Raw genomic sequence first — 20,390 nt, 5'->3', positions numbered from 1 at the left:
TCGCTCCCAATTCTTTTCGGCTAGTGTCTGAAACATGGAGTTGCGCTATAGCCCATACGATTTCGATGTCCACGCCGATCCGTATCCTCACTATGCCAGGTTGCGTAGCGAGGCCCCGGTTTACCGCAATGAGGACGACGACTTCTGGGCGCTCTCACGCCACGCCGACGTGCTTGCCGCGTTGCGTGATTCCGACCGTTTCTCCAGCAAGAACGGCCTGCGCATGGAACCCGCTTTCTGGGGGCCGCAGGCCGAACGGTTCTTCTCGTTCGTCGCCATGGACCCGCCCAAGCACACCCGCCTGCGCGGTCTGGTGGCGCGCGCCTTCACCGCGCACCGGGTGCAGTCGTTGCAGCCGCGCCTGCGCGAGATCGCGGTCGGCCTGCTGGAACCGCTGCTCGCGCGCGGCAGCTTCGACCTGATGGCCGAGTTCGCCGGGCCGTTCCCGACCGAGGTCATCTCCGAGCTGGTCGGGGTCCCCGAGGGCGATCGCGAAATGCTGCGCAAGCTCGGCATGGAGATCATGTACACCGAGGAGGAGTCGACCGATCTGCGGCCCGAGGCCATGCAGGCCATCGGCGCACTGGTCGGCTACTACACCGAACTCACCATCGAGCGCAGCAAGTCCCGCCAGGAGGACCTGCTCTCCGGCCTGCTCGACGCCGCCGATGGCGACGACCGGCTGACCCCCGAGGAAATCGTCGGCGTCCTCATCCTGCTCGTCGGCGCGGGCATCGAAACCAGCATGCTCACCTTCGGCAATGCCTGGCACGCCGCCTGGCAGCACCCCGACCAGCGCCGCGCCGCCCTCGACGGCCGCATCGACGACTGGATCGCCGAAGCCATGCGCTGGGACCCCGCCACCCAAACCCAACTCCGCACCACCACCGAACCGATCGACCTGCACGGCATCTCCATCCCCACCGACGCCCGCATCCTCCTGCTCACCGGCTCCGCCAACCGCGACCCCGAAGTCTTCGACAATCCCGACGTCTTCGACCTCAACCGCGACACCTCCGCCTCCCTGGTCTTCGGCAGCGGCCGCCACCACTGCCTAGGCTCCAACCTCGCCCTCCTGGAACTCCGCACCGCGCTGGCCGAAATCGCCTCCCGCATCTCCGATTTCGACGTAGATGCGTCAGGTTTGAAGCGAATCCACGCCTCGAACAATCGAGGGTTTGCTGCGCTGCCGACGACTGTGACGTTGAGGTAGGGGTCGAATGGGCCGATCCCTGCACAATCAGCAACATTTCGACAGAAACCTGCTGCTACGCCCCGAAAAATGCAGGGATCGGCCCACCTCGGGTTGGCCAACATGTTCCGCTCGGGTTCGGATCATCGGACCAGGGTGGCAGAGTTCGCTAGTCGTCCTCGGACGGCGAACTGGGGATTTCCTTGGGCTGTGGATAAATACGGAGCTGTGGAATTCGTAGGTATGGGCGCGCGGTGAGGCAGATTGTGAGCCAGCAGAGGCCGACTAGCCATCCGGCCAGGATGTCGGTGGGCCAGTGGACACCGAGGTACAGGCGGGACAGGCCTACGGCGATGACGAAGAGGGTGGCGAGCACTAGTGCGAGGATGCGGGCCAGGCGGCCCAGGACGGGAAGGGCCACGGCCACCAGCACACCGATGACCACCGTCGAGCCGAGGGCGTGGCCGGAGGGGTAGGAGTGGTTCGTCTCGGTGACCAGGTGGTCGATCACCGGCGGCCGATCGCGGCCGATCAAGAGTTTGCCGAAGAACGTGAGCGCACCCGCGCCGATCGCCGCCACCGCGATCAGCACCGCCTGCTCCCAGTACTTCCGCCAGGCCAGCAGCACGCACGCCAGCGCCGAGTAGATCGCGACCGACGTGGTGTCACCGGCAATGCTGACCGCCTTGGCGACCGTCGTCAGCGCCGCGGTCCGATGGTCGATGAACCATTGCAGCCAGGCCGAATCCGGGCCCGCCGGGCCATTGGCGTACACCACCACACAGGTCAGAACGAGGACGGCCGCCGCCAGCGCGAGCGCGATCAGGACGCCGGGGAGAACGGAGTCCGGAGATCGATGCGGCCGGTTCGTCGTGGGCTCTGCTTCCTGTGCGGGTGGTGTGGACAGCATGTCATCGAGGTTGCCATGGCATCGCTGAGAGAACGTTGAGAGACCGGTGCCCGGGCCTGCGGCCCAGTCCGGGGAGCGATCCGGCATGCTGGTGCCGTGCGAGTGCTGGTGGTCGAGGACGAGGTGCGGCTGGCACAGACGATTCAGCGCGGGCTCGAGCTCGAGGGCTTCGTGGTGCAACTCGCCCACACCGGGACCGACGGGCTCTGGGCGGCGGGCGAGCAGCGATTCGACGTGATCGTGCTCGACATCATGCTGCCGGGCCTGAGCGGATACGAGGTGCTGCGGCGGCTGCGCGCGCGGGATGTCACCACACCGGTCCTCATGCTGACCGCCAAGGACGGCGACTACGAACAGGCCGACGCGCTCGACCTCGGTGCGGACGACTACCTGACCAAACCGTTCTCCTTCGTCGTGCTCATCGCCCGGCTGCGCGCCCTGCTGCGCCGCCGCGCCCCCCAGCAGCCCGCCTTGCTCGCCGCGGGCGACCTGGTGCTCGACCCGGCCCGCCGCCATGTCCGGCGCGGCGACACCGCCCTGACCCTCACCCCGCGCGAATTCGGACTGCTCGAATTCCTGTTGCGGCACAAGGGATTGGCGCTGACCAAGACCGAGATCCTGCACAACGTGTGGGACGCGCACTATGACGGGCCCGAGAACGTGGTCGAGGTGTACGTCGGCTATTTGCGCAGGAAGATCGATACGCCGTTCGGCCGCAACAGCATCGAGACGCTACGGGGCGTCGGCTATCGGCTGATCGACCCCGACGGGCAGGTCGACGACGAATCGAGCTCCACCCCACGGTGATTCGCCGATCGTGACCGACCCGCCGTGCGCGGCCACGATTTCCGCGACAATGGCGAGGCCGAGCCCGGATCCACCGGTGGCGCGGGCCCGATCGGCCTCCAGCCGCACGAAGCGTCCGAAGACCCGCTCCCGATCGGCCACCCGAATGCCGGGTCCGTCGTCATCGACGACCACGATGGCGCGATCCCCGTCGCGTGACACGGTAATGGCCACGGTCTCGCGTGCGTGTGCCGCCGCATTGTCGACGATATTGCGCAGTGCCCGTGCGAGTTTGGGCCGATCGCCCCGTATGCGCACGGCCGTAATGTCGGTCCGCACCGTGTACCCGTCCCGGGCCCGCAGCGCCACCGCCTGTTCGGCGGCCAGATCATCGAGATCCACATCCTCGCCGCGCACGTCGAGTCCGCTCTCGTCCGCGGTCGCCAGCGTCAACAGATCCTCGATCAGCTGGCGCATGCGTTCGGTCTCGGGAAGCAGTGTGCCACCGATCAATTCGGCGTCCAGCACTTCCGGCCGATCCCGCGCCAATTCCAGCGCCGCCGTGATCGCCGCCAGCGGACTGCGCAATTCGTGCGAGGCGTCGCCGACAAAGCGCTGTTGCGCCTCGTGCCCGGCCTCGATGCGGGCGAGCATGTCGTTCATGGTCACGGCCAGTCGCGCGATCTCATCACGCGCCACCGGTACCGGCACCCGCTCCGACAGTCCGGCCGAGCCGATGCCCGCCACCCGGCTGCGAATCGCCTCCACCGACCGCAGCGACCGCCCCACCAGCAGATAGGTGGCCAGCGCGGCCGCGGCCACCACGATCGGCCCGCCCACCGCGATCAGCGCCGCGACCCGTTTCACCGCGTTCTCGGCGGGCTCGCTGTCGCCCGCGACCAGAACCACGAACCGGCCCTCGGGCGTGGTGGCGGTGCGCGCCGACACCCGCAGGTCCTCGTCGTACTCGGAGACCGGACGACGCCCGCTCTCCGGCTGGCTCACCGTCGCCGGATTCAGCAGCGGCGCAGTCAGTTTCGGATTCGAATCCCGGGCGATCCGCCCCTGCGCGTCGACAATCTGCACCACGCCGATCTGCCCGGTCGCCTCCATCAGTGACGTCGGCAGATCGGCGAGCGAACCACGGGTCAGTTCACCGACGATAGCGTCAGCGCGCGTGCCCGCGGCCGCGTCGATCTCGCGCAACAGGGACCTGTTGAACAGCCCCAGCATGGCCCCGGCCGCCAGCAACAGGACCGCGCCGACCACCAGCGCGGCAGCGATGGCGGACCTGATCCGCAGGCCCCAGCGGGATGGACGCAGCCAGTCCGGGATTCGATGCACGCTCCCATCATGGTCATGTGCCCGGCCGATCATCATCAGCCCTCGCCGTCGAGCAGGCCGCGATTGACCAGGCCGAGCACCTGCGACACCGCGAAATCGATCTCGGCGGGACTGGCGGGGAGCGATCCGTCGAGCAGCAGATCGGCCAGACCGTGCACGGCCGACCACGCGGCGATCTCCGCGCCGGGACGCAGTGGCGGTGCCAGCAATCCGGCCGCCACCGCCTCGTCGAGCACTTGGCCGAGGACGAGATGCGGGTCGTCGTCGGGTTCGCCAGCCGTCGAATGCGCACCGAACGCACTGCGGAACAACCCCGTTCGGGTCAGGGCGAAGTCGATATAGGACGTGCCGACCGCATGCAGGCGCACCCTGGGGTCATCGGTGCGGCCGATGCGGCGGCGCATTTCGGCGGCGAGTTCGGCGCGGGCGTGCCGGGACACCTCGGCCAGCAGCGCCTCCCGGTCGGCGAAGTGACGGTAGGCGGCGGAGTGGGAGACGCCCGCGGCGCGAGCCACCTCGCGCAACACCACGCGCTCCGGTCCGCCCTGCTCGGCGAGGGCGATGGCGGCGTCTATGAGGGCCGAGCGGAGCGCGCCGTGATGGTAGGAGCTGCGGGACGACTCGGCGGGACTCATTCGGACAGGATCGCACGGAATGTTGACGGCGGTCACATCGGTGCGGATACTCGAAGATGTGACCAGTGGTTACTTTCAGGTCCGATCCGAGTCTTCGAATGAAAAGTGCTGAAATGAACGACATTTCAATCGACACACCGTATTCATCGGGCGTCTCACGGCTCGATATCGAGAAGGCCCTGATCGCGGCGGGCAAGGATCCGCAGCGGCTGGGACTCGGCGATCTCACCCTGGTGGAGGACTTCCACACCATGGGCCGGATCGCCACCGGCGGCCTGGCCGAGCTGGCCGGTCTCTCACCGGAAAGCAGGGTTCTCGACGCCGGGAGCGGGATCGGCGGTACCGCCCGCTTCGTCGCGGAGACCTACAAGTGTCGCGTGGACGCGGTTGATCTGACGGAGGACTATTGCGAGACGGCGCGCTGGCTCAATGGCGTTGTCGGGCTGGACGATCGGATCACCGTGCGGCAGGGCGATGTCACCGCATTGCCGTTCGGCGACGAGACGTTCGATGTCGTGTTCAGCCAGCACGTGCAGATGAACATCGCGGACAAGGACGCGCTGTACCGCGAGGCGTACCGGGTTCTGAATCACGGTGGCCTGCTTGCCCTGTGGGATATCGCCGCCTCGGGGACCGGCGTGCCAGAGTTCCCACTGCCCTGGGCGGACCGACCGGAACAGAGTCATCTCGCGACGCCGGACACTCTGCGCGCGGTGATCGAACGGTCGGGATTGACCCTCGAGCACTGGGACGATCTGACCGGCCAGGCCGGTCAGGTCATGCGGATGGTGCTCGCGGCACCTCCGAATCCGGTTGGCCTGCACGCCTTCGTCGCCAACTTCCCCGAGAAGGTCGAGAATCTGACGGCGGCTCTGGCCGACGGCCGATTGCGCGCCATCCGGGGCATCGCCCGGAAGCCTTGACCGTCAGCGGTTTCGGCGACGACCGCGACGACGCGGCTCGGGAAACAGCAGCGGCGCGAGCGGTCCGGTATATCCGGAGGCCACGAGTTCGACCATGGTGCCAAAGGTTTCGACGAAGCGCGCGGCCGTCGCGCGGTCGAAGCGGGCGGTCGGGTAGAGGAACGGGCCGGTAATGCCGGTGGGTGCGCCGGTGTGGTCGTAGTTCTCGGTGAGTCCGAATTCGAGGTCGTGCTTGGCTCGAACCACGCCCGTCGGGAAGTCGGTGATGGAGATCCCGGCGGGCGTCGGGGCGGGCGGGGCGGCATCGGCGCGCTGCAGAATGAGGGTGGCCTGGAACAGCGGGTGCCCCGGATCCTGCGGAAGGCTGCGCCGCAGCCGGGGATTCGGGGTGTCGGGATGGGCGAAGGCCGCCAGCGCGACGCGGCGCACCTGGGCGATGAGGTCGCTCATATCGGCGGCACGGTCCACACGAATGCGCAGCAGGACATCATCGGCGAAATTGCCGACCAGGTCCGCCAGCTGCGGATCATCGCGGCCGGAGACGGCGGTCGCCACGGTCACGTCCGGGGACTTGGCGAAGGCGGCCACGCTGAGCGCGAACGCGGTCTGCAACAGCATGAACAGGCTGGCGCCCGCCTGCCGCGCCCGCGCGAGCAGCGCCTGGTGCAGGGTGGCGTCGAAGCGCACCTGGATGATGTCTCCGGCGGCGTCGGACCGTGCGGAACGCGGTCTGTCGTAGGGCAATTCGAGGGGTGTGGGGCGGCCGACGAGATTGTTGGCCCAGTAACGCAGCTGCGTGCTGGCGCGACTGCACGGATCGTCGTACGCACCCAGGTACTCGTGCTTCCACAGCGTGTAATCGATGTAGTCGACGGGCAGCGGGGCGAACGCCGGGGCCTGGCCCGCGGTGCGCGCCAGGTAGGCGGTGACCAGATCCCGCATGAGCGGCGGAATGGACTGACCGTCCAGCGAAATATGGTGAACCACCAACGCCAGCACCACATCCCGGCTGCCGAGTCGACAAATGCGGGCCCGGATCGGCAGCTCCGACGCGAGATCGAAGGCACGGCTCGCGAATTCGGCGATCCGCTCGGTCAGCTCACCCGGAAAGCTGTCGACGACTTCGACATCCACCCGCGCCACGTCGGCGTCCATCACCATCTGGATCGGCCCGTCGGCGGTCCCCGGATAGCAGGTGCGCAGCGGCGCGTGCCGCCGCACCACATCATCGAGCGCGGCCCGCAGCGCGGCGGTATTCACGACCGCGCCACGAATTCGAAATGCTCGAGCAACATTCCAGTCAGCGGACCGCCCGGCGGCCGCGGCCGCCCACATGCGCTCCTGCGCCGGTGCCAGGGGAATCCGCGGCGACCGCGGCATACGGCGCAGTGGCTCCGGCTCCGCCACAACGTGCAAGAATTCGGCCACGTCAGCGGGTTTGCGCCGCTCCAGTGGCCCGGTCCAGACAGCAACCGGCCCGACCATCGATGCCGCCCTCTCAGCTTTCGAACGATCTCACACCGCCACCCGAGAGCCCGGCAGCACTACGAGGTGACGATCCGGCACACCGTAGCAACGCGTTGGCAATTCCGCTGGGCGAGAAGTGAGACCGGGGTCACCCAGAGCTGGAAATCGACTGCGGGACCAGGGGGAAGGCGTGTGTGGGCCATGTGGGCGGGGCAGACTGGGCCGATTCCTGCATTATTCGTGCTATGAGGGCAGGTTCCTGTCGAATATGTGCCGATAGTGCACGAATCGGCCCATTTAGCCGTTACTCGAAAGTCCTAGCGCTCGAGAGCAACACCCGCAGACCACACCTGGCGGATCGACCGGGTCGCGGTGATGTCGGCCAAGGGGTCGCCTTCGATGAGGACCAGGTCGGCGCGTAGGCCCGGGGTGATGGAGCCGCGGTCGGTGAGGGCGAAGTGGTGGGCGGGGAGGGATGTTGCGGCGTTGAGGGCTTCGGTCGTGGAGAGGCCCGAACGGACCAACAGCTCGAGTTCGTGGTGAAGGCTTTCGCCGAAGCGCGGGTTGATGGGGACGCCGGTGGAGGCGTTGGCGTCGGTGCCCGCCAGCAGGGGGATGCCAGCGGTGTGGAGGGCGCGGACATTGTCGAGGGCGGCAGGGAAGGCTTCGGGGACGCCGCGGAAGGCGGTCATGGCCTCCATCATGGTGAGGGTCGGGATCACAACCCGGGACTCGGCGGCAATGCGGGCGATATCGGCGGGCGGCAGGGGGTTTCCGGTGGGGATGTGGGTGATGAAGTCGACGCCCGCGTCGACCGCGAGGGTGTACGCGCCGACGGTCGCGGCGTGGGCGACGACCCGCAGGTTTCGGGCGTGCGCCTCGGCGACAACGGCTTTGGCGGAGGCCGGGTCGGGGCCGCCGTCGCCGGGGGCCTCGAGGACCAGTTTGATGTAGTCCGAGCCGGTGGAATGGCGTTGGGCGACCATGGGTTCGGCCCGGTCGGCCGAGCGGATGATCGCCTCCTCGCCGAGGAACTTGCTGTGCATGCCGTCGGGGCCGACGATGGCCATGCCCGCGCTGCGAATGTCGCAGGTGCCGACGGTGTTTCGCAGCGGAGCGACGGTGTCGGGCGGGCAGGCCATGTCGAGGGCCGTGGTGACGCCGAAAGCGGCGAGCTTGGCGGGGGTTTCGGCGTCGTTGACGTGCACGTGGCAGTCGATGAAGCCGGGGAGCAGGATCGCCCCGCCCGCGTCGATGCGCTGCGCGCCGTCATCGTCGGTGCCGATGACCGCGCCGTCGATGACGACGGTGGTCCGTTCGCTGAGGGTGCGGCCGTCGAAGACGCGGACATTGTCGAGGGCGGTCCGGTTGCTTGAAGAGGTCACCTGACCAGAATGCTCCGATTTGTCACGGGCGACAGGCAATCGAGGTCAGCGGCGGCGCGGCAGGAGGCGCCGGGAGACGTGTTCGGTCATGGCCTCGGCGATGGGCGGGACGGTCGGCGTGGGCCGGGTGGGCGGCGGCGGGGCGGAGCGGGCGTCGGCGGAAATCCGGATGAGCAGCGCCAGAATGATGTAGTTGGCCAGCAGCGAGGAACCGCCGTAGGACATGAACGGCGTGGTGAGACCGGTCAGCGGAATGAGTTTGGTGACGCCGCCGACGACCACGAACAGCTGCCAGCCGATCGAGAACGCCAGCCCGCCGCCGAGCAGCTTGCCGAAGGCGTCGCGGGTGGTGAGCGCCGCGCTGAAGCCGCGCACGCACAGGATCAGGAACAGCGCCAGCACCGCGCCCAGCCCGATCAGCCCGAGTTCCTCGCCGATGGTGGAGATGATGAAGTCGGTCTTGGCGAATGGCACGTCCTGCGGCCGCCCGCTGCCCAGCCCGGTCCCGGCGAGCCCGCCGGTGCCCATGCCGAACAGCCCCTGTGAGATCTGATAGCCCGTCGTGTAATACGTGGCGAACGGGTCCTTCCACACCTCGACGCGCACCCGCACGTGCCCGAACAGCTGATAGGCGATGAACGCGCCGATCACGAACATGCCCAGCCCGATCAGCAGCCATGCCGCCCGCCCGGTGGCGATGTACATCATGGCCAGCACGGTGCCGAAGACCAGCAGCGAGAAGCCCAGGTTCTTCTCGTAGACGAGCACGATCACCGCGACGAAGGTGACCAGCAGCAGCGGCGCGAGATCGCGCAGGCGCGGGAAGGTCATGCCCAGCACGCGTTTTCCGGCGCTGGTGAACAGCTCCCGATTGGCGACCAGGAAGGCCGCCACGAAGATGATGAGCAGCACCTTCGCGAATTCACCGGGCTGAATCGAGAATCCGCTCAGCAGAATCCAGCTCTTGCCGCCATTGACCTCGCTGAAGCGCGACGGCAGCAGCGCGGGGATGAGCAGGGCGACCACACCGGCCAGTCCGCAGGTGTAGCCGTAGCGTGCGGGCTTGGTGTGGTCGGGGACGAACACCAGCACCAGCACGAACAGCAGCATGCCCAGCCCGGTCCAGATCAGCTGATGCGCCGAATCCGAGGACGGTATGGCCTTGCCCGCGTTCTTGGCGGTGACCGCCTCGGCGCGGTCGAGCCGGTCGATGAGCACCAGCCCGATGCCATTGAGCAGCACCACGCACGGCAGCAGGACCGGGTCGGCCGCGGGTGCCCAGCGGCGCACGGCCAGATGCGACACCACCACGAACACCGTGAAAACCGCCAGCGCCCGAGTGGCCTGGCCGTCGATTCCATTGCCGGTGGCCGAGGTCATGGCCAGATACGCGAAGGCGGTCAGGGCCAGTGCGGCCACGCACAGAAGTAACTCGGCGTTGCGCGGAACACGCCCTCTCGACTTCGCCGGGGGAGGGCTGTGCCGAAATGCGCTCACACCGAACAGTATCGCGTCCGGTAGCGGATGAGGAGCCAAAGCAGGAGGGCTTCGGCTATGGCGGTGAACACGGTCAGGAACTGGCTGAAATAACTGGCGAGCACATTCACCAAGGTCAGCGAGATGATGCTGGACCAGATGCCCAGCCGGACACCGATATCGGCGCGGCCGCGAATCCACGCCACCGCCGCCACCGCGCAGCCGAGCCCGACCGCGACCTCGGCGGCCGCGGCGATGCCCAAGCCCACCAAGGCCTTCCACCCGTGGTTCTGGGTGACGTCGAGGAAGTGGTTGACGGCCGTCCACGGCGAATGCCAGCCCGAGATCACGATGACGGCCAGCACCAGCCGCAGCAGCGTCCAGACGGCATGGCCGATGAGGACGGTGATGAGCAGGGCCGCGAGGACCCGTCGCGGCAGCACCGCGTCCTCGAAGCGCCGAAACGCGTGCCGGATTCCGGTGAATCGGGAGGGCCGGGCGCGTTCGTGGGTGGTGCGCAGGTAGGTGCCGAGGGCATCGCAGAGCGCGACGGTGTCGGGGGTGAAGCCGCTGCGGTCTATGCGATCGAGGCTGGTCAACAGGGTATTGCGTTGCTCGACGCTGATCGGCGCGCCCACATCCATGCCGACCTGCGAGGTGACGTCGGCCAGTACCAGCGCGGGTGGGCGCACTCGGCTGCGGGCGGCATACCGGGCGACCAGCACGATGAGCAGGAAGGCCAGGTAGATGATGGGCGCGGCCAGCGGGAAGAAGTAGTCGTTGTCGGAGGTGATGAACTTGCCGACCTCGTCGATGAACAGGCCCAGACCGACCCCGGACAGCGCCGCCGCGGTAGTGAGCGCCGCGCGCCCGGCGAAAAGGAACATCACCAGGCAGGCGATGACCAGCAATAATCCGCCGAACAGCGCGTGCGCGATGTGATAGGTCTTGCCGCCGATCTTCGGATATCCCGAGGCCATCAGGTACAGCCGGGTGATCACCACGGTCAGTCCGAAACAGACGGCCATGATCGTGACCAATCGGCCGGATCCGGGCCGCCACCTCATCTTCGCCACACGCTCGCCGAACACGGCATCCACCGTGACACGAATTCGGCGACGGCGGGTATCGAACCGGACAGGCGGCTGAGTCGTTTCAACACCATCGGCGTGCCGAGCAATCGAGGTCACGATGAGTGTCGAGCACATGGGGCGCAGAGAGATCGTCGTCGCGGCGGGGGTGGTGATGGCGGCGGCCGCGTGCACGAGTCAGCGCGCGACGTCGCCGACAGCCGCCGACACCTCCGCCGCGACGGCCACCACAACCACCACGGTCGCGCCGACCACCACGAGCGCGGCAGAACCGCCGGAGACCACGGAAGCGCCCGCGGCCGAACCCGGTCCGGCACCGGTCAACGGGACTGTGCTCGCGAGTACGTCGCAGGTCCCGGTCGGCGGCGGGGTGATTCTCGGGGACACCGTGGTCACACAGCCGAATGCCGGTAATTACCTGGCCTTTTCGACGGTGTGCCCGCATCAGGGCTGTGCGGTGAACGCGATTTCGGGCGGCGTGATCTCGTGTCCATGCCACGGCAGCGCCTTCGCCCTCGACGGTTCGCTGGTGCGTGGTCCGGCCACGCGGGGTCTCGCGGAGCGGGAGATCAGTGTTCAGGACGGCCAATTGATCGCCGGTCCCGCGCCCGCGCCGCCGGTCGCGCCCGCGGCCGAACAGCCGCAGGCGACCGAGCCCGCACCGGTGACGGTCACCGAGGAGGGTGCTCCGGAGAACGCGCTCGCCCGGACCTCGGACATCCCGGTGGGCGGCGGGGTCATTGTCGGCAATACCGTTGTCACACAGCCCAACTCCGGCAACTACGTGGGTCTGTCGGTGATCTGTACCCATCTGGGCTGCGCCGTCAACGACATCTCGGGCGGCACCATCAACTGCCCCTGTCACGGCAGCAAGTTCAATCTCGACGGCTCGGTCGCGGTGGGACCTGCCAGCCGTCCCCTCGATGGCCGCGAGGTGAGTGTTCAAGGCGACTGGGTGGTTTCGGGCGCAGGCGACCCCAACGCGCCCATCCCGCCGCCGAAACCCTGGTGGTGCGAGATCATTCCGCCGGGATGCCTCGGCTGCTGACGCCGAAACCCTTGTGGTGCGAAATCGTCCCGCCGGGACGCCTCGGCTGCTGAATCGGTCGCGGCGCAGCGGGTCTCATCCTGCGAGGCGTGCGCTCACCAGTCGTCGATCAGTACGGCTGGGCCGTCGCCGACCATCGTGAAGCCAACTGGTCGGCCTGGGCTCGGGGGAAGGAGAGGTGGCCGGGGTCGCCGTCGGAGGTGTAGCGCGCGGCCGGATTGGCGGCGAAATAGTCCAGCCAGTAGGTCGAGTCGAACGGGACCGTGCTGCGGCCCGAGCGGATTCGGGGCAGGGCGGTCGGATCCATGGTCGAGGCGGCCGGAGAGGGGGCCGGATTCGCGCCGACGAGGAGCACGGCCTCGAAGGTGTAGGGGGTGCCGTCCCAACTGCCGGAGGTGGCCAGGGCGTGGTCCGCGGGGTAGACGCCGAGGGGCAAGGCCATCGAGCGGATGGGGGTGCCGGGCGCGGCGGCGGTGATGGCGCGGACGTTCTGGACCAGTTCGCGTTGGACATCCGTCGCATTGAGGCGACCCAGGTTCGGGTGGGTGGCGGTGTGCGCGCCGATGTCGTAGCCGTGACGGACCAGCCAGGGCAGGGCGCGGGGATCGTCGCCGAAGGGATCGTTGTTGACGTAGAAGGTCGCGGTGGCCGCGAAATCCGGGTGGCGGGAATGGAATTGCTCGAGCAGACCGACCGCACAGTCCGGGGTGGGGTCGCCGGAATCGGTGAGGGCGAGTTGGGTGCGGGTGGAATCGTCGAAGGTGAGGACGACCGGGTGGGTGCCCGCCGGTAGATCGATGCCGCCCGTCAGGTATTGGGCAATGGTGATCGGTCGATAGTTCTCCGTGTACAGACGGTCCAGTTCGGCGGTGAATTTCGCTGGCGTCTGGTCGTATTCGCCGCTCGGCTCGGGTTCGATCCGGTGATACATGAGGATCGGGATCTGACCCAGCTCATTGGCGGCCACCGCGGCCGGGTCCGGCGGGCGGGAGGTCGGGGCCGGTGGCGTGGTGGCCGGGGGTGGTGCGGTGGCGGTCGTCCCCCCGCACGCGGTGGCGGTCGCGCACAGCAGCGCCGCCGTGACCATTCGCAGCATGGCCCACGCCTTCATCGCCGCAACGCTACGCTGCGACAACGGTTTTGAGTTGATCTCGGCGAAAATCGGCCGACACGTGCGCGCTCGGGTAATAGTGATGCCCAACAGGCGTCAGTGGAAGTTGGTGTGTACGTTGCTCATGCGACTCCGGTCGATCCGCCGTCGGCGTTCCGCCCTGCTCGCCGTCGGCGCGGTGCTGGTCCTGATGCTCGCCGCCGCGGTCTTCGTCTTCGGGCGCAGCCGCCCGTCGGCCGCCACCGCCGTGCCCGAGCCGCCGCGGGTGGAGCTCGCGCCGTTGGCGGCCGCAGCCTCCTATCGCGATCCGGTGATGGTGCGCGGCAAGGCGGTCGGGGCGACCACGGTGACCGTGGGCGACCGATCGGTACGACCCGGGGCGGATGGCAGCTTCGAGCTCGCGCTGCCGCACGCGCCGCTCGACACCGTGCTCGTCGCGACCAACAAGGTGGGCGAGAAGGCCACCGCGCCGGTGAAGGTCGATGTGGTCCTGCCCCGGATCCGGGCCGTCCACGTCACCGCCTACGCGTGGGCCTATGACCCCATGCGCGAGGCCGTGCTGGATCTCGCGCGCGAGGGCCGCATCGACACCGTCGAGCTCGATATCAAGGACGAGGACGGCATTGTCGGCTACGACTCACAGGTGCCATTGGCGCGCGAATCCGGTGCCGCCAGTTCGATTTACGATGCCGGGGCGGCGCTGAAGCAGCTGCACGACATGGGGTTGAAGGTGGTGGGTCGGATCGTCGCCTTCCGCGACCCGACGCTGGCGAGTTGGGCCTGGCACAATGGCCACCCCGACTGGGTGATCCAGAATCCGGGTGGACAGCCGTACTCCAGCGGCTACGGGGCGATCGCCTTCACCAACTTCGCGAGCCCCGAGATCCGGTCCTACAACCGGGATCTCGCCGTGGAAGCCGCGCGCCTCGGCTTCGACGGGGTCATGTACGACTACATTCGGCGGCCGGACGGCAGCCTGTCGAGCATGCAGTTCCCGGGGCTCACGGAATCGCCGTCGGAGTCGATCGCGAACTTCCTGCGCGATATTCGGGAGCCGATTCGCGCGGCGGGCGGATCGCTCGGCGCGGCCGTGTTCGGTATCGCCGCTACTCGGCCGGACGAGATCGCGCAGGATATTCCGGCGATGGCGCGTTATGTCGACTATCTCGCGCCGATGCTCTATCCCTCGCACTGGCACGCGGGGGAATACGACGTGGCCAATCCCAACGCCCAGCCCTACGACATCGTCTTCCGGTCGTTGCAGGACTTCCGGGCGCGCACCGAAGGGACTGCCGCGCAGATCATTCCGTGGTTGCAGGACTTCAGCCTCGGGGTGGCCTACGGCGATTCGGAGGTGCGCGCGCAGATCGACGCGACCCTCGCGGCGGGGTACAACGGGTACTTCATGTGGAATCCTGCGGTGAGCTACCACGCGGGTGGGCTGCCCACGAACTGACCCGTCAGCGCCAGAACTGCCAGCGGGGCGATTCCTGTTCTCGGGGAAGGGAATTCCACGCATCGGTCCGATCCTCCGGCGGGGACAAGGCCAGCAGCGGCGCGATCGGCTGAGGGAGGTCCAGGCGGAGGCGGAGCCAGCGCCAGCCGCCGGAGAGGGCCTCGACCAGGTCGTCCGATGGGAGATCGAGGGCGGCCAGCGCGCGCAGGAGAACGGTTGGGGGCAGGTCCCATTGGCGGGCGCAGGCCGTGACGAGCGTGGGGAGCTGGTCGGGCGGGGTCGTGGCGAGGACGCGGTGCAGGACCTGCGGGCCGTCGGCGGCTCGGGTGCGGGCGATCAGTCGGTCGACGACGTAGTCGAGGTCGGAACGCAGGGCCGCGCCGAGGGTTTCGCGGGCCTCCTCGAAGGGGGCGGGTTCGTCGGCGGAGTCGAGCAGGGCGGTCAGATCGGAGTGTGACCAGTCGCGACCGTTGCGGCGTCCGAATCCTTTGCGGCGCAATCGGTTGCCTCCATTGTGCGGCGTCGGTCCGGAAGCGTCGAGAACAACGAGTTCCTCGATCGGTGCCGGGAAGCCGAGGCGACGGCGCAGGTCGGGCCAGGCCGGGTACAGGGCTTCGACCAGTTCGGCCGGGTCGGAGCGGCTCAGGGTCAGGGCCTTCATCAGGGCGATGGCGTCGAGGGCCGGGTAGCGGGCGCATTCGGCGATGAGGGCGGGCAGGCGTTCGGGGGGAGCGCAGGTCAGGATCTGGTCGAGGGCGTAGCGGTCGCGACCGTCGCAGGCCACATCCACCGCGACCTGGGCCACGATGGCGAGATGGGAATGCATGGCGGTGCGCAGCAGGTGACTGCCCCCGGTGGGGACGCCCGGATCGTCGACCTCGGCCCGTAACGCCCTGTGCAGCAGGGCGCGATCCCGTGAGCCGAGGGCGTGCTCGCGCAACGCGCGGTGTCGGTCCAGGTATCCGGCGATCGTCTGGCGGCGTGTGTGACTGCCGGTGGACCAGTCGTCGTGCAGGCGCGGCCACACCGCGGCGGCGTCCGCCGCCGACAGCTGCCCGGTCTCCAGGCGGCGGCGGGCGGCCGCCACCACCGCCGCGCTGAGATCGAAGCCGAGCTGGCGGGCGACCTCGACGGTGCGGTCGCGATCCCGGGTGTCGGCCATGACGGTGTCGGTGAGAACCTTCTCGAAGGTTTTCCGGACGCTGGGGCGGTGGTCGACTCGCGCCAGAGCCCTTGCCACACCGGGTCTTCCGAGTGCCAGGCGGATGGCGCGGGTGGCGACGGTCTTGTCCTGGAACCAGTCCGGGCTCAGGTCGGGGTCGGTGATCACCTCGGCTAGGCGATCGTCATCGAGCTCGACGGGGCTGACCGCGCGCAGGTGGCGGCGATAACACCAGGTGCCGATTTCCTCTGCGGTGGAGAGGTTTTCGGGCAGGACGACTCCCGCGCGGCGATGTCCGATGATCTGTTGACCGAGTTGAACGAACAGATCGGACTCGTCGCCGCGGTCGCCGGGCGTGACGATGCGGCGTTCGCCGGTGGATGGGCCATGGCTGTCTCGGGTCACCGCGGTGATCGCATGGTGTGAGGTCGGGGTGCTCGCCGTGCTGAAGGTCAAGTCCCGCAGGCTGTTTCGAGGTAGCATTCCGTACAGCGCACGCAGCATGGCCAGCGCGTCCGTGGCGTGTTCGACGCGCAATTCGACTGCCGGACCGCGACCGGCCAGATGCGCGAGCGTATAGCCGAGGAGCGGGGCCAGCCAGTCCAGGTCCAGGTAGGCGTCGGCTGCCGCATCGAAGCTAGAACCGTTGTGTTGCAGGGAATCCGGCAGTACGTCCCAGTGCTCGGTAGGGTAGGCAGGATCGTCCAGGGTGGTGAGGAAGCGGCCGGAGTCATAGAGCGCCACGGTCGTCGCGCCGTCCATCGCGCGACGCTCACCGGCGATCACATGCGCCACGCAGGTGCCGGGTCGCGCATTGGACGGCGTCTTCAAGACACCCACCGCCAGGCCGCGCGCCACCGTGAACTCCAGCGCGAACGCCTCCGGCGACGTCGGCGCACCGTCCCAGGTGACCAGCGCCCCGAGCTCACGCGTGGTGGATCCCAGTGCGGCAGGCCAGTTTCCGGAGCGTGCCACCACCCCGACGCCCGTCCCGGAGGACTCCAGATTCACCACGGCCCAGCCGCACAGCAGCTGCGCGAAACCCGTCATCTGGCCACCCGTAGGTGATCGATCAGATTGAGCATGTGGATGACCGGATCCACGGCGGCGAACGGCTTGAACACCGGATAGGTGTTGTCGGCCCGCTTGCCGCAGCCGACGGCCGAGACGGGGAAGTAGCGGTTGTGCGGGAAATGGATGGACAGGGTCGCGTCCACGGCCGGAAACAGCTTGCGCACAAGTGATCTCGTGGCATCGGAGCGATAGTCGATCTGGCCGGGCTGATACAGGTTGCCCGCACCATTGAGGCTGTACGGGCTGTCGGCCCAGTCGACCGGCGGCGCGACGATGCCCACCTCGGGCAGGTTGATCAGCGACAGCAGATCGGATTTGGCGATAATGGTCGAGGCGTGCAGGCGCGGCGGCTCGATCGGCAGATCCAGTGGATAGCTATTGGCGGTGCGCCACAGCTTCGCGATCTGATCGATCATCATCTTGGTGCGGCCGACCGTCTGGGAGTGCTCGACACTATTGCTCAGACTGTCCTCATTGGCCGGATTGGCGTGCTCGCGCATCATGGCCAGGTACTGCTTGTTCAGCGTCGAGGGCACCACGAACCAGATGAAATCGGCGACGGCCAGATGCGGGCTCACCTTGGCGGCGATCTCGGCGTCGGCCACGTCCTCGCCCGCCACGTCCACGAACGCCAGATTGACCGTGCGCCTGGTGGACAGCGACGTGAACTTGATGAGGATCGGCGCGCGGACCTGCCAGCCGCTCCACGCGTGCTGGGTCTGCTGCGGGGCCATGGGCGGCGCGGGCGGACGGTGCGGCTGCGGTGCGCCCAGCGGGCCGATGCCGTTCTCCTGCCGGTTCACCGGCGCGCCGACGTACCCGCGCTTCTGCGTGTAGCCGATGGCCTGCCGGTTCATCAGCGTGTTCTCCAGCGCGGCAAGCATTTTGGTGGACCGCCGCGACGGCACGATGGACCACTCCCGGGCCAGCACCGGGTCGTTCATGACCGAATAGATCATCGACACGATGAGATGCGTTTTGGACGAGGCGGATTCGCCCACGAAGCCGATCACCGTGGTCGGATAGTCGAGGATCTCCTCGTCGATCTCGCAGCCGTTGGGGCAGCGCCGGTCCAGTCGGCGCGAATAGTCGCCGACGCGGGTGGCGAAGCCGCCATTGGGTTGGCGCAGCACCCAGATCCAGGAGCGGCGGGTGGAGTCGAATTTGAACTCGGCCAGGCAGTTCAGGCAGACGATGCGCACCGCGGACACCTCAGCGCAGCACGGTGTAGGTCAGCCACAGCAGCGTGACCAGGAAACCACCCGCCCCGACCCCGGCCGCGACCCGCAGCCAATGCCAGGCCCGGGACCCGGCGTACACGTACTGCTGCCAGGCCAGGCCCGCCCGTTGATGTTTCATCGCGATTCCTCAGAGATGGTCGGCGAGGGTGACGATCACCCAGGCGAGCAGCACGAAAACCAGCCAGCCCAACACGATTCCGGTGATGGCCGCGCCGAGCAGGACGCCGCCGATGTAGCGGGGATCGTCACGGGTGAGTCCCTCGAGGACGCGTTGGCGGTATTCCAGTGCCGGGTGGACGAAGATGCCCCACAGGCCGGTCGCGGGCAAGTGGACGCCCGCGTGCTCCGCGGCGCGCAGGGCGGTGCCGTTGGTGCGCCCGGCGGAGCCGTTGGTGTGCGGGGCGGAGCCGTTGGTGTGCGGGGCCGGTCCGGTGAGGACGCTGGTCTGCGATCGCACCGGGACGGTGGTCGGGTCGGGCCTGGGGCCGTTGATCTTTCGGGTGATGTCGCGGGTCTCGGAGTGCACGGCATCGCGGAAGTAGTGCTGGAATTCCGCCGCCGATTGGAAACGCAGCGCGGGGTCGGGGGATAGTGCTTGATCCAGCACCGATTTCAGCTGCGGCGGCAGGTTCGCCGGGGCGAAGACCGTCTCCAACACCTCGGTGCAGACGACCGCGAACGAGTAGACGTCACTGAGGTGGGTGAACCGCCCGTGTTCGAGATACTCGGGCGCGGAGTAGTTCTGCGTGCCCACCACCTGATGGGCGCGCGTGAGCCGCTGCATGTTCTCGCGCATTTCGATCGCGATGCCGAAATCGGCCAGCTTCGCGGTGCCGTCGCGGCAGATCATGATGTTCTCGGGCTTGATGTCCCGATGCACCACCTGCTTGGAGTGCGCGTACACGAGCCCGCTGAGCGCATCGGTCAGGATCCGCGCGATCTGCGGCAGCGCCCAATTGTCGCGCCCGCGCATGTATTGCCGCAGGTTCTCCCCGTGGATGAACTCCATCACCAGAAACGGTGACCTGCACCCGTTCTCGTCGAACACCCCCGAGTCGTGCAGCATCACAATGTTCGAGCAGTTCATCTGCGCCGCGATCCGCGCCTCCCGCTCGAACCGCTGCCAGGCCACCTGCTCGTCCTGCGCCCGCACCGCGAGACTCCCCGCATCGAGCACCTTGACCGCAACCTGCCTGCGCAACTGCCGATCCCAGGCATCCCAGACCTCGGCCATCCCGCCCTTACCGACGAGCCCCCGCAACTCGTACCGGCCATTGATGAGCCTCACCCGCGTGCGACCTCCCCCGCGAAGCGGCCGCTCTTCCCACGGCCCACCCCGGACGACAACGAATCACCCGCGAGTCTACGCGCGCCCACCCACCCCCGCTCCAGCCGATTTGCCTCCCAGGGGGTCCCATGGTGTACCTTCTCCCAGTCGCCCGGGAAACCGATCGGCAACCACTCGGGGCTATGGCGCAGCTGGTAGCGCACCACACTGGCAGTGTGGGGGTCAGGGGTTCGAGTCCCCTTAGCTCCACCAATCGTGTCATTGCACGAACCGACTCCATTGGGGCTGGTACCGCAGAAGCGGTACCCGCCCCAATGTCGTTTCCGGATTGGGGGATGCGGAAGGTGGGGACCAAGCGGTCGGGTCCGGTGATGGCGACCTGGGCAACGAGGGTCTCGATCAGCGCCTTGGCCTGGGTACGGGTGCCATTGGTGATGATGTCGGCAATATGGTCGGCGATGCCGTCGAGCGTTGCGGGTTTCGGCGCGGTGGGTTCGTTCGCCAGCGCGGCGGTGAGTTCGTCGCGCCGGGTGATGAGTTGGCCTGTCTTGGCGCGCAATTCGCTGAGCCTTCCGGCGAGGAGCTCGGGGTCGAGGGTGCCGTTTTCGAAGGCGTTCAGGTACCGGTCGATCGCCTGCTGAGCTTTGGCGAGCTTGGCGGTGACGGCGTCCAGTTCGATGCGGGTGTCACTACTGGAATCGCGGTGGTATCGCTGCTGGGCCGTGATGGCTTGGCTGATCAGATCGTGCTGGGTGCGGTAGAACTTGCCCAAGGCTTCCAGAACGGCCGCGTCGACTGAGT

18 protein-coding genes and 1 tRNA gene are annotated in these 20,390 nt (G+C 67.9%); 7 read left to right on the top strand and 12 right to left on the bottom strand.

The genetic code is table 11. From position 1 onward, the window contains the following. Nucleotides 1–34: 34 nt before the first annotated feature. On the top strand, nucleotides 35–1,213 hold the full coding sequence (locus VMT40_RS16780; RefSeq protein WP_326359147.1) for a cytochrome P450: 1,179 nt from the start codon (nucleotides 35–37) through the stop codon (nucleotides 1,211–1,213). 148 nt (nucleotides 1,214–1,361) lie between these two features. On the opposite strand, the gene VMT40_RS16775 is transcribed toward VMT40_RS16780, so the two are convergent. Continuing rightward, nucleotides 1,362–2,102, bottom strand: coding sequence for a phosphatase PAP2 family protein (locus VMT40_RS16775; protein WP_326359145.1), 741 nt, complete (start codon nucleotides 2,100–2,102; stop codon nucleotides 1,362–1,364). Between the two features lie 96 nt (nucleotides 2,103–2,198). Between VMT40_RS16775 and VMT40_RS16770 the strand changes: the two genes are divergently transcribed. Next, nucleotides 2,199–2,909, top strand: a complete 711-nt coding sequence (locus VMT40_RS16770) for a response regulator transcription factor (RefSeq protein ID WP_326359144.1) — start codon at nucleotides 2,199–2,201, stop codon at nucleotides 2,907–2,909. On the opposite strand, the gene VMT40_RS16765 is transcribed toward VMT40_RS16770, so the two are convergent. Next, a complete protein-coding gene (locus VMT40_RS16765; protein ID WP_326359143.1) occupies nucleotides 2,835–4,232 on the bottom strand; it encodes a sensor histidine kinase in 1,398 nt (465 codons plus the stop codon). The genes VMT40_RS16770 and VMT40_RS16765 overlap by 75 nt on opposite strands. A 35-nt stretch (nucleotides 4,233–4,267) precedes the next feature. Then, nucleotides 4,268–4,867: a TetR/AcrR family transcriptional regulator gene (locus VMT40_RS16760; RefSeq protein ID WP_326359141.1), complete on the bottom strand. Its 600-nt coding sequence runs from the start codon at nucleotides 4,865–4,867 to the stop codon at nucleotides 4,268–4,270. Between the two features lie 113 nt (nucleotides 4,868–4,980). On the opposite strand from VMT40_RS16760, the gene VMT40_RS16755 reads away from it, so the two are divergent. Beyond that, entirely contained in the window at nucleotides 4,981–5,790 is an 810-nt protein-coding gene (locus VMT40_RS16755; RefSeq protein WP_326359140.1) for a class I SAM-dependent methyltransferase, read from the top strand. 3 nt (nucleotides 5,791–5,793) lie between these two features. On the opposite strand, the gene VMT40_RS16750 is transcribed toward VMT40_RS16755, so the two are convergent. The 4 genes from VMT40_RS16750 to VMT40_RS16735 form a co-directional block, all read right to left on the bottom strand. After that, nucleotides 5,794–7,218, bottom strand: coding sequence for a condensation domain-containing protein (locus VMT40_RS16750; protein WP_326359138.1), 1,425 nt, complete (start codon nucleotides 7,216–7,218; stop codon nucleotides 5,794–5,796). Nucleotides 7,219–7,574: 356 nt separating this feature from the next. Further along, a complete protein-coding gene (locus VMT40_RS16745; protein WP_326359136.1) occupies nucleotides 7,575–8,642 on the bottom strand; it encodes an amidohydrolase family protein in 1,068 nt (355 codons plus the stop codon). A 45-nt stretch (nucleotides 8,643–8,687) separates the two neighbouring features. After that, nucleotides 8,688–10,061 carry an FtsW/RodA/SpoVE family cell cycle protein gene (locus VMT40_RS16740; protein ID WP_442789994.1) on the bottom strand — a complete coding sequence of 458 codons (1,374 nt, stop codon included), beginning with the start codon at nucleotides 10,059–10,061 and terminating at the stop codon, nucleotides 8,688–8,690. Between the two features lie 74 nt (nucleotides 10,062–10,135). After that, nucleotides 10,136–11,209, bottom strand: coding sequence for a hypothetical protein (locus tag VMT40_RS16735; RefSeq protein ID WP_326359133.1), 1,074 nt, complete (start codon nucleotides 11,207–11,209; stop codon nucleotides 10,136–10,138). A gap of 100 nt (nucleotides 11,210–11,309) precedes the next feature. On the opposite strand from VMT40_RS16735, the gene VMT40_RS39385 reads away from it, so the two are divergent. Then, nucleotides 11,310–12,257 (top strand): Rieske 2Fe-2S domain-containing protein, encoded by a 948-nt coding sequence (locus tag VMT40_RS39385; RefSeq protein WP_442789993.1) that lies wholly within the window; start codon nucleotides 11,310–11,312, stop codon nucleotides 12,255–12,257. A 109-nt stretch (nucleotides 12,258–12,366) separates the two neighbouring features. Here VMT40_RS39385 and VMT40_RS16720 read toward each other — a convergent pair whose 3' ends face one another. Further along, nucleotides 12,367–13,368, bottom strand: a complete 1,002-nt coding sequence (locus VMT40_RS16720) for a polysaccharide deacetylase family protein (RefSeq protein WP_326359132.1) — start codon at nucleotides 13,366–13,368, stop codon at nucleotides 12,367–12,369. A gap of 82 nt (nucleotides 13,369–13,450) precedes the next feature. Here VMT40_RS16720 and VMT40_RS16715 point away from each other — a divergent pair, with 82 nt between their 5' ends. Then, nucleotides 13,451–14,824, top strand: coding sequence for a putative glycoside hydrolase (locus tag VMT40_RS16715; protein ID WP_326359130.1), 1,374 nt, complete (start codon nucleotides 13,451–13,453; stop codon nucleotides 14,822–14,824). 4 nt (nucleotides 14,825–14,828) lie between these two features. Here VMT40_RS16715 and VMT40_RS16710 read toward each other — a convergent pair whose 3' ends face one another. The 4 genes from VMT40_RS16710 to VMT40_RS16695 are packed head-to-tail and all read right to left on the bottom strand — an operon-like array spanning nucleotide 14,829 to nucleotide 19,589. Next, complete coding sequence (locus VMT40_RS16710) at nucleotides 14,829–17,036, bottom strand: hypothetical protein (protein ID WP_326359129.1); 2,208 nt, start codon at nucleotides 17,034–17,036, stop codon at nucleotides 14,829–14,831. Further along, nucleotides 17,033–18,262, bottom strand: a complete 1,230-nt coding sequence (locus tag VMT40_RS16705; RefSeq protein ID WP_326359127.1) for a hypothetical protein — start codon at nucleotides 18,260–18,262, stop codon at nucleotides 17,033–17,035. Before VMT40_RS16705 ends, VMT40_RS16710 begins: the two co-directional genes overlap by 4 nt. Before the next feature lie 10 nt (nucleotides 18,263–18,272). Next, nucleotides 18,273–18,419: a hypothetical protein gene (locus VMT40_RS16700; protein WP_326359125.1), complete on the bottom strand. Its 147-nt coding sequence runs from the start codon at nucleotides 18,417–18,419 to the stop codon at nucleotides 18,273–18,275. Nucleotides 18,420–18,428: 9 nt separating this feature from the next. Beyond that, complete coding sequence (locus VMT40_RS16695; RefSeq protein ID WP_326359123.1) at nucleotides 18,429–19,589, bottom strand: serine/threonine-protein kinase; 1,161 nt, start codon at nucleotides 19,587–19,589, stop codon at nucleotides 18,429–18,431. Between the two features lie 176 nt (nucleotides 19,590–19,765). On the opposite strand from VMT40_RS16695, the gene VMT40_RS16690 reads away from it, so the two are divergent. Then, nucleotides 19,766–19,841, top strand: a tRNA-Ala gene (locus VMT40_RS16690). Nucleotides 19,842–19,917: 76 nt separating this feature from the next. After that, on the top strand, nucleotides 19,918–20,388 hold the full coding sequence (locus VMT40_RS16685) for a hypothetical protein (RefSeq protein WP_326359122.1): 471 nt from the start codon (nucleotides 19,918–19,920) through the stop codon (nucleotides 20,386–20,388). Nucleotides 20,389–20,390 lie beyond the last annotated feature (2 nt).

It is taken from the genome of Nocardia sp. CDC160 (genome assembly GCF_035818795.1).
GTDB lineage: Bacteria > Actinomycetota > Actinomycetes > Mycobacteriales > Mycobacteriaceae > Nocardia.
This window is presented reverse-complemented; position numbering and strand designations above follow the sequence as displayed.